Here is a 12,720-nt window from a genome sequence, read left to right on the forward strand (position 1 = left end):
TCTGTTCATCGCGATCGGCCACGACCCGCGCACCGAGCTGTTCAAGGGCCAGCTTGAGCTGGACGAGGAGGGCTACCTCAAGGTCGACGCCCCCTCCACCCGCACGAACGTGACCGGTGTCTTCGGCTCCGGTGACGTGGTGGACCACACCTACCGCCAGGCGATCACCGCGGCCGGCACCGGCTGTGCCGCCGCCCTCGACGCCGAGCGCTTCCTCGCCGCACTCGCGGACGAGGAGAAGGCCGAGCCCGAGAAGACCACTGTCTGACCCCCTCACCCAGCCCCACGCACCAAACAGTTAAGGAGCCCGCCGTGGCCGGCACCCTGAAGAATGTGACCGACGACTCCTTCGAGCAGGACGTCCTCAAGAGCGACAAGCCCGTCCTGGTGGACTTCTGGGCCGCCTGGTGCGGTCCCTGCCGCCAGATCGCGCCGTCCCTTGAGGCGATCGCCGCCGAGTACGGCGACAAGATCGAGATCGTCAAGCTGAACATCGACGAGAACCCGGGTACGGCCGCCAAGTACGGTGTCATGTCGATCCCGACCCTGAACGTCTACCAGGGTGGTGAGGTCGCCAAGACCATCGTCGGTGCCAAGCCGAAGGCCGCGATCCTGCGCGACCTTGAGGACTTCATCGCCGAGTGACGGGCTGTGCCGTCGAGCCGACGGCGCATGTTTCACGTGAAACACGAATGGGCCAACCCCGACGGGTTGGCCCATTCGCTTTACAGCGGTCGCGGTGCTGGTGCCTTACAGCGGTCGCAGCGCCGGTTCCTTCTGGACCGCCCCGAGCAGCCGGTCCAGCGCCATCTCCACGTCTTCCTTCCAGGAGAGAGTCGTCCGTAGCTCCAGCCGCATGCGCGGATACGTGAGATGCGGCCGAACCGTCTTGAAGCCCACCGCCAGCAGATGCTCGGCGGGCAGCACACAGGCGGGTTCCTTCCAGCGGGCGTCCCCGAAGGCCTCGATCGCCTTGAAGCCGCGCCGCAGGAGATCCTTGGCCACCGTCTGAACCATCACGCGTCCCAGCCCCTGGCCCTGGTACCCGGGCACGATGAACGCGGTCATCAACTGCACCGCGTCCGGAGAGACGGGACTCGTCGGGAACGCCGTCGAACGGGGCACATAGGCCGGTGGCGCGTAGAGCACAAAGCCCACCGGTGCCTCATCGACATAGACGACTCGCCCGCAGGAACCCCAGTCCAGCAGGACGGACGAGATCCAGGCTTCCTTCTCCAGCGCGGGTGTGCCCGCCTTTACCGCTGCCTCGCCGCTGACTGGGTCCAGCTCCCAGAAGACACACGTGCGACAGCGCCGGGGAAGGTCCTGAAGGTTGTCCAGCGTGAGCGGTACGAGCCGACGCCCCATGAAGGCTGTTCCTCGCTTCCCTCGCCCGCCGCATCCCGTGCGGCAGTCAGAGCACTCCGTTCCCTGAGCAGGCTGCCGACGAATCCGCCGACCGCTCCCAGGCCCAGTCCCGCGCTCAGCAGTCCGGTCCGGCTCATCGTTCGCATGGCCCCGCCTCCCATAGACGTACCGCAAACGTACTGCCAGGTGGATGCGCCATACCCGAACGCATCGTATCCATGAAGCGATTCCATCGATACCGCCAGAAAGCAAAGTGCGGGCCGTGTTCCGGTACACACCGGACACGGCCCGCACGAACCCCTGCTGAGCGGGATCACCCCGCCCGGAGCGTCAGTCGTCCGTCTCCTCGGAGTCGCCGCCCTCCAGAAGGCTCCTCTGCAGGACGGGCCCCTCGCCCGGGGCGAGTGAGCCGAGGATCCGCTCAAGATCCTCCATGGAGGCGAACTCCACGGTGATCTTGCCCTTCTTCTGCCCGAGGTCGACCTTGACCCGCGTCTCGAAGCGATCCGAGAGACGGGTCGCGAGGTCGGTCAGCGCCGGAGAGACCCGGGTACCGGCCCGCGGCCCCTTGGAACGCTGGGCCGCCTTGGGCCGCGATCCCATAAGGGTCACGATCTCCTCGACAGCGCGCACCGAGAGCCCCTCGGCCACGATCCGATGGGCCAGCCGGTCCTGCTCCTCCGAGTCCTCCACGGAGAGCAGGGCCCGCGCGTGCCCGGCGGAGAGCACACCCGCCGCCACCCGGCGCTGAACCGCCGGCGAAAGCTTCAGCAGACGCAGCGTGTTGGAGACCTGCGGACGGGACCGGCCGATACGGTCCGCCAGCTGGTCATGCGTGCAGTTGAAGTCCTTCAGCAGCTGGTCATAGGCGGCCGCCTCTTCCAGCGGGTTCAGCTGCGCCCGGTGCAGGTTCTCCAGCAGGGCGTCGAGGAGGAGCTTCTCGTCCTCCGTGGCACGCACGATCGCCGGGATCGCTTCGAGGCCCGCCTCACGGCAGGCCCGCCAGCGCCGCTCGCCCATGATCAGCTCATAGCGAGCGGGACCCAGCTGTCGTACGACGACCGGCTGGAGAAGACCGACCTCCTGGATGGAGGTGACGAGCTCCTGCAGCGCGTCCTCGTCGAAGACCTCACGGGGCTGCCGCGGGTTGGGCTTGATGGAGTCGAGGGGAAGCTCGGCGAAGTGGGCGCCCATGGGAGGTGCGGGCATGTCCACCGCGGCGCTCACCGACGGCTCTTCGGTTTCACGTGAAACAGGCGGCAGCGTGGCCACCTTCGCCGCGGCCACGCCGCGGTCGGAGGGAAGCACCGGCACCGCCGTGGGAGACGTGGATGCAACACCTCCCACCGCAGCCTGGGCCGGCGTCTTCTCGGTCGGGGCCGCAGGGATCAGTGCCCCGAGACCACGGCCCAGCCCCCTCCGTCGCTCGCTCACTGGATCCCCTCCACCATGCTCTGGTCGCTCTGGGCGCCGATATGGGCGTGCGTCGCGTCATGGCTGACGCCGACACCCTTCAGCGCGATTTCTCGTGCCGCCTCAAGATAGGAGAGGGCACCGCTCGATCCTGGATCGTAGGTCAGAACCGTCTGCCCGTAGCTCGGCGCCTCGGAGATACGGACCGAGCGAGGAATGCTCGTCCGTAGCACCTCGTCGCCGAAGTGGCTGCGCACCTCGTCCGCGACCTGGGAGGCAAGGCGCGTCCGGCCGTCGTACATGGTGAGCAGGATCGTCGAGACATGCAGCGTGGGGTTGAGGTGCCCCCGCACCAGGTCGACGTTGCGCAGTAGCTGACCCAGGCCCTCCAGCGCGTAGTACTCGCACTGGATCGGGATGAGGACCTCCTGGCCGGCCACGAGCGCATTGACCGTCAACAGGCCGAGCGAGGGCGGGCAGTCGATGAGGATGTAGTCCAGCGGCTGCTCGTAGGACTGGATCGCTCGCTGAAGACGGCTCTCCCGCGCCACCAGGGACACCAGCTCGATCTCCGCACCGGCGAGATCGATCGTGGCAGGGGCGCAGAAGAGACCCTCGACGTCGGGGACCGGCTGGACGACCTCCGAGAGCGGCTTACTCTCGACCAACACGTCGTAAATGGAAGGGACTTCGGCGTGGTGGTCGATCCCGAGAGCGGTGGACGCGTTGCCCTGCGGGTCGAGGTCAATCACCAGGACACGGCCGCCATGCAGAGCCAGCGATGCGGCCAAGTTGACGGTCGTCGTCGTCTTGCCAACGCCACCCTTCTGGTTGGCGACGACGATGACACGGGTCTGTTCAGGTCTTGGCAGACCCTCACCGGCCCGGCCCAGAGCCTCGACCGCCAGTTGGGCAGCACGACCGATGGGAGTGTCGTCCATCGGGGGCGGTGTTTCACGTGAAACATCCTCCCCCGGCGACTCGGTACGGGGACCGGGGACCGGATCGGTCATCGGTCCCGCGATGTTGGCGTCGGACCGCAAGGATTCACTCTCCTCGACTTCAGGCTCGCAATGAACAGAGCCTCCCATGCCTTCGGGGTCGTGAACCAGTGAGGCCTGGTGTTCTGTGGAGAAATCCACCTCTGTGGACAACTCCGCGCCCCTTGAGGGGGACGGAGCGTCATCGGATACGGCAGGAGCCTCGCCTAGTGAGCCAAGAGGCTTACGATCGCGGGGTTCGGCCGCGGCGCGGCCGCGGCTGATGATGCCGTGCAGCAGTGAGCGACGTTTCACGTGAAACACGATGCACAGCAGCCGTGACCGGACTGTCGCGACACTCCGTGATGCATAGGTTTGGCAGCTTGTGTGGAGTACGTCTCGTCCTCAGGACGGATCAGTGCTCAGGGCGGATCAGTGCTCAGGACGGATCAGCACTCACGACGGATCAGCACTCACGACGGATCAGCGCCGCCGACGTGTCCGCCCCGTCCGCGCCGCCTTTGCCCGCTTCGCCGCGAAGCGCACACCGCCGGGGCTCTCCCCGACCTCGACGCGCACAACCGTGGACATGGGATCCACGACGCCCTCACCCACGTGCAGGATGGATGTGCTCACCGCCCCGAGCTTGCTCAGCGCGGTGGCCGCGGCCTTGAGCTCCTCCTCCGCGGTGTCGCCCTTGAGCGCGAGCATCTCGCCGTAGGGGCGCAGCAACGGAATGCCCCAGGCGGCCAGTCGGTCCAGCGGGGCCACTGCCCGAGCCGTCACCACATGGACCGGCGGCAGCTTGCCCATGACCTCCTCGGCACGGCCACGCACGACGGTGACATGGTCGAGGCCGAGCAGCTCGACGACCTCGGTGAGGAAGTTCGTCCGCCGCAGCAGGGGCTCCAGCAGCGTGATCTTCAGGTCCTCACGGACCAGCGCCAGCGGGATGCCCGGCAGACCGGCACCGGAACCGACATCGCAGACCGTGACCCCCTCGGGCACGACCTCCGAGAGCACCGCACAGTTCAGCAGATGCCGCTCCCACAACCGGGGCACCTCCCGGGGGCCGATGAGCCCTCGCTGCACACCTGCCTCAGCCAGCAGCTCCGCGTACCGGACCGCGTCCGCGAAGCGATCACCGAATACCGCCCGGGCCTCCTCGGGAGCGGGGGGGAGCTCCGCTGCCTCCGTCACGGGGACCGTCCTTCCGTACCCTGCAGCGCACGCGCGCTGACTACCAGGCTGACAAAGATCGGCCCCGCCTGCGCAACAGACGGGGCCGGTGGAACGTGGGACCGCTCAGGCAGGCAGCACGACGACGAAGCGCTCCGGCTCCTCGCCCTCGGACTCGCTGCGCAGCCCCGCGGCCTTGACGGCGTCGTGCACGACCTTGCGCTCGAACGGCGTCATCGGCTTGAGCTTCACGGGCTCGCCGCTGTTCTTGGCATCGGCGGCGGCCTTGGCGCCCAGCTCTGAGAGCTCGGAGCGCTTCTTGGCGCGGTAGCCCGCGATGTCCAGCATCAGCCGGCTGCGGTCACCGGTCTCCCGGTGCACGGCCAGGCGCGTGAGCTCCTGGAGCGCCTCCAGCACCTCACCGTCCCGGCCGACCAGCTTCTGCAGGTCACGGCTCCCCGTGTCGCTGATGATCGAGACAGCGGCGCGATCCCCCTCGACGTCCATGTCGATGTCGCCGTCGAGATCGGCGATGTCCAGCAGACCTTCGAGGTAGTCCGCCGCGATCTCACCCTCCTGCTCCAGGCGGGTCAGGGTGTCTGCACCCTCGGCAGCGGCGGAGGTGGTGCCTTCCGTCACGGGATGGACTCCTTCTTACTTCTTGGACGAGGACTTGGGCCGCTGCGGACCCTTGCGCTGGCCGGACTGGGCCCGGCTGCGGCCCCCGCCACCGGACTTGGGCGCCGCCTTGTCGGCGGACTCCGCCGGCTTGGCGTCCTGCGGATCGTCGGACTTGCTCAGCGAGGTCGACGCCGCGGAGGTCTTCTCGGCACCGCCCGCGGGCTTGGGACCGCTGGCGGCCTGCCGCTTGGACTTGGGCTGCCGCTTGGGCTGCTGACGCTTCGGAGCGGCGGCCGTGGTCGGCGTACCGTCCTCGGTCACGGTGGCCACGGCGGCCTCGCTCTTCAAGACAGTGCCGTCGGTCTGGGCCGCGAGACCGGCCTTGCTGAGGCCGTTGATGAACTTGCGCTCGTAGTCGTTGCGGTCCCGGCCCTTGGCGACGATGGCCTTGACGATGACACGCTCACGCCGGCTACGGGTCTTGCCGTGGTGCGTGACGTGCTTGTACAGGCGGTCCAGGTAAGCGGCCTGGGCCTTGGAACCCGGGGTCGGGTTGTTGTGGATGACGTACATCTGCTGACCCATGGTCCACACGTTGGTGGTCAGCCAGTAGACGAGGACACCGACCGGGAAATTGATGCCGAAGACAGCGAAGATGATCGGGAAGATGTACATCAGCATCTTCTGCTGCTGCATGAACGGCGTCTTCACCGAGGTGTCGACGTTCTTCGTCATCAGCTGGCGCTGCGTGTAGAACTGCGACAGCGACATCAGGACGATCATGATGGCGGTGACGACCCGCACATCGGTGATCGAGGAGCCGAGCGCCGCGACCTCGCTGGAGCCGTCCGTGAACTTCGACGCCAGCGGGGCACCGAAGATGTGCGCCTTCTGCGCACTCGCGAGCAGCCGCTCGTTGATCACGCCGATGGTGTCGTTCGACGCGATGCTGTTGAGCACGTGGTACAGGGCGAAGAAGAACGGCGACTGCGCCAGGATGGGAAGGCACGAGGAGAGCGGGTTGGTGCCCGTCTCCTTGTACAGCTTCATCATCTCTTCGGACTGACGCTGTTTGTCGTTCTTGTAGCGCTCCTGGATCTTCTTCATCTCGGGCTGGAGCGTCTGCATGGCCCGGGTCGCCTTGATCTGCTTCACAAAGAGCGGGATCAGGCAGATACGGATCAAGATCACCAGCGACACGATGGACAGGCCCCAGGCCCAGCCCGTGTCAGGGCCGAAGAGCGCACCGTACAGCGAATGGAACTGGACGATGACCCATGAGACGGGTGTGGTGATGAAGCTGAAGAGGCTGGCAATCGTGTCCACTAATCATGCTCCTTGGGCATGGGACGAGGTCTCTGCGGCCGGGCTCGAAGGAACGTCGTTCGAAGGACTCGAAGGAACATTCTCGTCGGTGGCCGTTTCGGCGGCGGAGGGCCCGCCCTTGCGTGCGCGCCATGCGTTGCGCAGCAGTTCGTGCCACCGCGGACGCTTGCGCGGCGGGACATGGTCCACACCGCCCAGCGACCACGGATTGCAGCGCAGGATGCGCCAGGCCGTGAGTGCGGTGCCCTTGAGGGCACCGTGCCGGTCAATAGCCGTGTAGCCGTAGTGGGAACACGACGGGTAGTACTTGCACACCGGCCCGAGCAGCGGGCTGATGGTCCACTGGTACAGCTTGATCAGCGCCAGCAGCGGGTACTTCATCGCGCGCCCCCTCCCAGCAGCCGCTGCAGGGCGGCATCCAGGTCTCGGGCCAGCTGTGCATGGTCGGCGTCGCCCGCGCCGGGCAGCGCTCGTACGACTACCAGGCTACCGGGGGGCAGCAGGTCGACCCGGTCACGCATCAGATGACGCAGTCTGCGCTTCACTGTGTTACGCACCACCGCACCGCCCACGGCCTTGCTCACGACGAAACCCGCACGCGTCGGGGGAGCGCTCTCCCCAGGCGCGTGCGGGTCCGTGGCACCGCTACGAAGGTGGACGACGAGGAGTGGGCGTCCGGCCCGGCGTCCTCGTCGTACCGCGGTCGCGAAGTCCTCGCGCCGCCTCAGCCGGTTCTCGGTGGGCAGCACGACGTCATGACCTGATCGAGATCAGGCGGACAGACGGGCGCGACCCTTGCTACGGCGGGACGCGAGAATCGCGCGGCCGGCACGGGTGCGCATACGCAACCGGAAGCCGTGGGTCTTGGCGCGACGACGGTTGTTCGGCTGGAAGGTGCGCTTGCTCACTCGGGGGCTCCAGAAAGAAATCGGTGGTGGCGGGGTGCCGTCCTGGCTGTCACCGTGCGCCCACGAGTAGCTCGCGTTACGCCCGAGTGCACCGCTTTCCGATCACCTTGACGCGATCTGTGCCCATCGGAGGCAGGCGGCAGCAGCCATCGACAACTCGACCTGGTTACGGTACGCGCGGCTGCGCCATCCGGTCAAACCAGGGGTCACCGCGAGACACTGTCCACAGCCTGGGGACAACAACTTGAACCGCACCCGTCGCCCTGACTACCGTGGCTGGACTCCGATTCGTTCCCTTATCCCCGCCCGACCCGATTTACATCCCGACCCGTCCCACAACCACACGTTCGTGGGACCCGTGAGAGAGCGTGCCCTGTGGCTGACGTACCTGCCGATCTTGCCGCAGTGTGGCCACGAGTACTCGAGCAGCTTCTCGGTGAGGGCCGTGGGCAGGGCGTCGAGGCCAAGGACGAACACTGGATCCGGCGCTGCCAGCCACTCGCGCTGGTCGCCGACACCGCGCTGCTCGCCGTACCGAACGAGTTCGCGAAGGGTGTGCTGGAAGGCCGCCTCGCTCCGATCGTGAGCGAGACACTGAGCCGCGAGTGCGGCCGCCCGATCCGGATCGCGATCACCGTCGACGACTCTGCGGGCGAGCCCCCGTCCCCGCCGGCGCCCCCCGTCCACCCCCAGCCGCGCTACGAGGAGCCCGAGCTCCCGTCGTCCGGACAGTACGACGGCCAGTACGAGGGCTACGGCCGCCACCGCGCCGAGCAGCTGCCGGGCTCGCCCGGCGACCAGCTCCCCAGCCCGCGCCCCGCCTACCCGTCCGAATACCAGCGCCCCGAGCCGGGCGCCTGGCCGCGGCCGTCCCAGGACGAGTACAGCTGGCAGCAGCCACGCCTCGGCTTCCCGGAGCGGGACCCCTACGCGACGCCGCCGCAGGAGTCGTACGGCTCACAGGACTCGTACGGCTCCCCGTCCCACGACTCCTACGGCCCGCCCACGCAGGAGTACCGCCCGCAGGGCTACGACCAGCAGCGCCCCGAGTACGACCCGTCACGCGGCGACTACGACCAGCGCGACGCGCGGCGCGAGCTGCCCGAGCCGTCGGTCGGCGGCGGGCAGGTGCACCGCGGCCCGGGCGGGGCCACGCTTCCTGTGTCCAGCGGCGCCCCCGGCCCGCTGGCCGCGCAGCCCGCGCCGGCGACCGGTCCCGGGGAGCCGACCGCGCGGCTGAATCCGAAGTACCTCTTCGACACGTTCGTCATCGGCGCGTCCAACCGCTTCGCGCACGCGGCCGCTGTCGCCGTCGCCGAGGCACCGGCAAAGGCCTACAACCCCCTCTTCATCTATGGGGAGTCGGGGCTCGGCAAGACACACCTGCTGCACGCGATCGGACACTACGCGCGGAGCCTGTACCCAGGCACGCGCGTGCGATATGTGAGCTCGGAGGAGTTCACCAACGAGTTCATCAACTCCATCCGCGACGGCAAGGGCGACAGCTTCCGCAAGCGCTACCGCGAGATGGACATCCTGCTGGTCGACGACATCCAGTTCCTGGCGGACAAGGAGTCGACGCAGGAGGAGTTCTTCCACACCTTCAACACCCTCCACAACGCCAACAAGCAGATCGTCCTGTCCAGCGACCGGCCGCCGAAGCAGCTGGTGACGCTGGAGGACCGGCTGCGGAACCGTTTCGAGTGGGGCCTGATCACCGACGTCCAGCCGCCCGAGCTGGAGACGCGGATCGCGATCCTGCGCAAGAAAGCCGTACAGGAGCAGCTCAACGCCCCGCCCGAGGTACTGGAGTTCATCGCCTCGCGGATCTCGCGCAACATCCGTGAGCTGGAGGGCGCGCTGATCAGAGTGACGGCGTTCGCCTCGCTCAACCGGCAGCCGGTGGACCTGGGCCTGACCGAGATCGTCCTGAAGGATCTGATCCCCGGCGGCGAGGACTCCACGCCGGAGATCACCTCGACGGCCATCATGAGCGCGACCGCCGACTACTTCGGCCTCACGGTCGAGGACCTGTGCGGCAGCTCGCGGGGCCGCCAGCTCGTCACGGCCCGGCAGATCGCCATGTACCTGTGCCGTGAGCTGACGGATCTGTCGCTGCCGAAGATCGGCGCGCTGTTCGGCGGCCGCGACCACACCACCGTGATGCACGCGGACCGCAAGATCCGCAATCTGATGGCCGAGCGGCGCTCCATCTACAACCAGGTGACCGAGCTGACCAACCGCATCAAGAACGGCTGACAGCAGCCGTCGTACGCCTCCGAGGGCGCTCCGGGACCAGATTCCCGGGGCGCCCTTCGTCGTTCCCCGGCCATCCGGTGTTCGAATACGCGCCGCGTTACGGCCACTCTCCACAGATTCGTGGAGTTTTTTCCGTCCACATCCTGGGGACTGCGAAGTTGTCCAGATCGTATCCACAGCCGCACCTGTTGAAAGACCATCAGACCAGGTCAGCTGCCTGTGGATTGGTGGACGAACGATCTCCACAGACTGTGGACAGCAGACGGATCCACAGGCGGTGGACGGAGTTGTCCACGGGCAACCCACAGGCTGGGGTCAGTTGTCCCCAGCGATCCCCACCTTCTCCACAGGCCTGTCCACTGTTCGGCAACCCGACGCGCCCGATCACCGGGCCGAGTGAAAGGCGTCACACAAAGGTGCCGGGTTGGGCTGTGGGAAACGTGGGTAAAGCTGGGGACGGCCCTGGGGAGAACTCACCTCACCCTGTGCATGGGGTGTGCAGAACTTTCTTTTCTCCACAGCCGGGCTGAGTTGTCCACCGCCGCCGCCCACAGGCCCCGTGGACAAAATCTCGGCGCTGACCTGCGCAAACGGAGTTATCCACGGTATCCACAGGCCCTACTACTACTCCCGACTAGAGAGAGCGCTGAATTCGTTTCGAAGAGGGCCCTGTGCACAACTCGCCGTTCGGTGCCCGGCTGCCCCTCGTCACGACTTGACCCCGAGAGGCACCTACTGTCAGTGCCGTGCGTCAGACTGGTCCCCGGGTGTCCTTCCCTTCCCAGGGGCCGGTGACACCGAGACAGACGACGAAGCCAGGCAGGGCGAGAAGCGCCGGCAACAGCAGGAGGCGGCAACAGTGAAGATCCGGGTGGAACGCGACGTACTCGCGGAGGCCGTGGCCTGGGCGGCGCGCAGCCTCCCGGCCCGTCCGCCGGCGCCTGTCCTCGCCGGCCTGCTGCTGAAGGCCGAGGACGGCCAGCTGAGCCTGTCGAGCTTCGACTACGAGGTCTCCGCGCGCGTGTCGGTGGAGGCGGAGGTCGAGGAGGAGGGCACGGTCCTGGTCTCCGGCCGACTGCTCGCCGACATCTCCCGCGCCCTCCCCAACCGGCCGGTGGAGATTTCCACAGACGGTGTACGGGCGACGGTGGTGTGCGGCTCCTCCCGGTTCACCCTGCACACGCTGCCTGTGGAGGAGTACCCGGCGCTGCCGCAGATGCCGAACGCCACGGGCACGGTCCCCGGCGAGGTCTTCGCCGCCGCGGCCGCCCAGGTCGCCATCGCCGCCGGCCGGGACGACACGCTGCCCGTGCTCACCGGTGTGCGCATCGAGATCGAGGGCGACAGGGTCACCCTGGCCTCCACCGACCGCTACCGCTTCGCGGTCCGCGAGTTCCTGTGGAAGCCGGAGAACCCGGACGCCTCGGCGGTCGCCCTGGTGCCCGCCAAGACGCTCCTCGACACCGCCAAGTCGCTGACCAGCGGTGACAGCGTGACGCTGGCGCTGTCCGGCTCGGGCGCGGGCGAGGGCCTGATCGGTTTCGAGGGTGCTGGTCGGCGGACGACGACCCGCCTGCTGGAGGGCGACCTCCCGAAGTACCGCACGCTGTTCCCGACGGAGTTCAACAGCGTCGCGGTGATCGAGACCGCGCCGTTCGTCGAGGCCGTCAAGCGCGTGGCCCTGGTCGCCGAGCGGAACACGCCAGTGCGGCTGAGCTTCGAGCAGGGCGTGCTGATCCTGGAGGCCGGTTCCAGCGACGACGCACAGGCTGTGGAAAGGGTTGACGCGCAGCTGGAGGGCGACGACATCTCGATCGCCTTCAACCCGACGTTCCTGCTGGACGGCCTGAGCGCCATCGACTCCCCGGTGGCCCAGCTGTCCTTCACGACGTCCACCAAGCCCGCGCTGCTCAGCGGCAAGCCGGCGGTGGACGCCGAGGCGGACGAGGCGTACAAGTACCTGATCATGCCGGTGCGACTGAGCGGCTGACGCGCGGATCCGTGCCCGCCCACGGCGCCCACAGCCTGTGGATTGGCGACGTGGGCGAAGCCGCAGGTGAGGGCCGTACGCCTGAGCGCGTATGCCCACAGATGTGCGCGAGAGTCCGGGTTTAGGCTCGGACGCAGGTACGAAAGTGCCGCAACGCCACCTCGCAACATCTGTCGCAACCTAAGGAACACAACTGATGGAGCTCGGTCTCGTCGGCCTCGGCAAGATGGGCGGCAACATGCGTGAGCGGATCCGCCGCGCGGGCCACACCGTCGTCGGATACGACCGCAACCCGGACCTCGCCGATGTCCACAGCCTCGAAGAGCTTGTGGGCAAGCTCAGCGGCCCCCGCGTCGTATGGGTGATGGTCCCGGCCGGTGCCGCCACCCAGTCGACGATCGACGAGCTGGCCGCGCTCCTGGAGCCCGGTGACGTCGTCGTGGACGGCGGCAACTCCCGCTGGACGGACGACGAGAAGCACGCCGAGGAGCTGGCCGCCAACGGCATCGGCTTCGTCGACTGCGGTGTCTCCGGCGGCGTCTGGGGCCTGGAGAACGGCTATGCGCTCATGTACGGCGGCGACGCGGAGAACGTCGCCAAGGTGCAGCCGATCTTCGACGCGCTCAAGCCCGAGGGGAACTTCGGCTCCGTGCACGCCGGCAAGGTGGGCGCGGGG

The 12,720-nt window shown here is 67.7% G+C and carries 14 protein-coding genes; 5 read left to right on the forward strand and 9 right to left on the reverse strand.

Translation table 11 applies throughout. The features are described from left to right. Positions 1 to 268 (forward strand): FAD-dependent oxidoreductase (locus SSP24_RS40935; protein ID WP_167529861.1); only part of this gene is annotated, 268 nt, incomplete at its 5' end. A 44-nt stretch (positions 269 to 312) separates the two neighbouring features. Further along, the gene (gene trxA, locus SSP24_RS40940) at positions 313 to 645 is read left to right on the forward strand and encodes a thioredoxin (protein WP_141316111.1); all 333 of its coding nucleotides are present in this window, start codon (positions 313 to 315) and stop codon (positions 643 to 645) included. Between the two features lie 105 nt (positions 646 to 750). On the opposite strand, the gene SSP24_RS40945 is transcribed toward trxA, so the two are convergent. From SSP24_RS40945 to rpmH, 9 genes are all read right to left on the reverse strand, one after another. Next, a complete protein-coding gene (locus SSP24_RS40945; protein ID WP_141316113.1) occupies positions 751 to 1,368 on the reverse strand; it encodes a GNAT family N-acetyltransferase in 618 nt (205 codons plus the stop codon). Between the two features lie 330 nt (positions 1,369 to 1,698). Then, positions 1,699 to 2,802, reverse strand: a complete 1,104-nt coding sequence (locus tag SSP24_RS40950; protein WP_141316115.1) for a ParB/RepB/Spo0J family partition protein — start codon at positions 2,800 to 2,802, stop codon at positions 1,699 to 1,701. Beyond that, the gene (locus SSP24_RS40955; protein ID WP_141316131.1) at positions 2,799 to 3,872 is read right to left on the reverse strand and encodes a ParA family protein; all 1,074 of its coding nucleotides are present in this window, start codon (positions 3,870 to 3,872) and stop codon (positions 2,799 to 2,801) included. The genes SSP24_RS40950 and SSP24_RS40955 overlap by 4 nt, the downstream gene beginning before the upstream one ends. 372 nt (positions 3,873 to 4,244) lie before the next feature. After that, positions 4,245 to 4,961 carry a 16S rRNA (guanine(527)-N(7))-methyltransferase RsmG gene (gene rsmG, locus SSP24_RS40960; protein WP_141316117.1) on the reverse strand — a complete coding sequence of 239 codons (717 nt, stop codon included), beginning with the start codon at positions 4,959 to 4,961 and terminating at the stop codon, positions 4,245 to 4,247. A gap of 105 nt (positions 4,962 to 5,066) precedes the next feature. After that, positions 5,067 to 5,579: a Jag family protein gene (locus tag SSP24_RS40965; RefSeq protein WP_141316119.1), complete on the reverse strand. Its 513-nt coding sequence runs from the start codon at positions 5,577 to 5,579 to the stop codon at positions 5,067 to 5,069. Positions 5,580 to 5,594: 15 nt separating this feature from the next. Continuing rightward, the gene (gene yidC / locus SSP24_RS40970; RefSeq protein WP_141316121.1) at positions 5,595 to 6,887 is read right to left on the reverse strand and encodes a membrane protein insertase YidC; all 1,293 of its coding nucleotides are present in this window, start codon (positions 6,885 to 6,887) and stop codon (positions 5,595 to 5,597) included. Between the two features lie 3 nt (positions 6,888 to 6,890). After that, positions 6,891 to 7,268, reverse strand: a complete 378-nt coding sequence (gene yidD, locus SSP24_RS40975; RefSeq protein ID WP_141316123.1) for a membrane protein insertion efficiency factor YidD — start codon at positions 7,266 to 7,268, stop codon at positions 6,891 to 6,893. Next, positions 7,265 to 7,636 (reverse strand): ribonuclease P protein component, encoded by a 372-nt coding sequence (rnpA, locus tag SSP24_RS40980; protein WP_141316125.1) that lies wholly within the window; start codon positions 7,634 to 7,636, stop codon positions 7,265 to 7,267. Before rnpA ends, yidD begins: the two co-directional genes overlap by 4 nt. Positions 7,637 to 7,657: 21 nt before the next feature. Further along, the gene (gene rpmH, locus SSP24_RS40985) at positions 7,658 to 7,795 is read right to left on the reverse strand and encodes a 50S ribosomal protein L34 (RefSeq protein WP_003956500.1); all 138 of its coding nucleotides are present in this window, start codon (positions 7,793 to 7,795) and stop codon (positions 7,658 to 7,660) included. 375 nt (positions 7,796 to 8,170) lie between these two features. On the opposite strand from rpmH, the gene dnaA reads away from it, so the two are divergent. The 3 genes from dnaA to SSP24_RS41005 all read left to right on the forward strand — a co-directional run. Further along, positions 8,171 to 10,054 carry a chromosomal replication initiator protein DnaA gene (gene dnaA, locus SSP24_RS40990; protein ID WP_141316127.1) on the forward strand — a complete coding sequence of 628 codons (1,884 nt, stop codon included), beginning with the start codon at positions 8,171 to 8,173 and terminating at the stop codon, positions 10,052 to 10,054. Positions 10,055 to 10,913: 859 nt separating this feature from the next. Beyond that, positions 10,914 to 12,044, forward strand: coding sequence for a DNA polymerase III subunit beta (gene dnaN / locus SSP24_RS41000; protein WP_141316129.1), 1,131 nt, complete (start codon positions 10,914 to 10,916; stop codon positions 12,042 to 12,044). 196 nt (positions 12,045 to 12,240) lie between these two features. Then, a partial coding sequence (locus SSP24_RS41005) for an NAD(P)-binding domain-containing protein (protein WP_244951810.1) occupies positions 12,241 to 12,720 on the forward strand: 480 nt, incomplete at its 3' end.

Source organism: Streptomyces spinoverrucosus (assembly GCF_006539505.1).
Lineage (GTDB): Bacteria > Actinomycetota > Actinomycetes > Streptomycetales > Streptomycetaceae > Streptomyces > Streptomyces spinoverrucosus.

Excerpts from the sequence above, each read along its gene's own strand:
- SSP24_RS40945 (WP_141316113.1), bottom strand. The coding sequence starts at position 1,368 with ATGGGGCGTCGGCTCGTACCGCTCACGCTGGACAACCTTCAGGACCTT.
- SSP24_RS40955 (WP_141316131.1), bottom strand. The coding sequence starts at position 3,872 with ATGGGAGGCTCTGTTCATTGCGAGCCTGAAGTCGAGGAGAGTGAATCC.
- yidD (WP_141316123.1), bottom strand. The coding sequence starts at position 7,268 with ATGAAGTACCCGCTGCTGGCGCTGATCAAGCTGTACCAGTGGACCATC.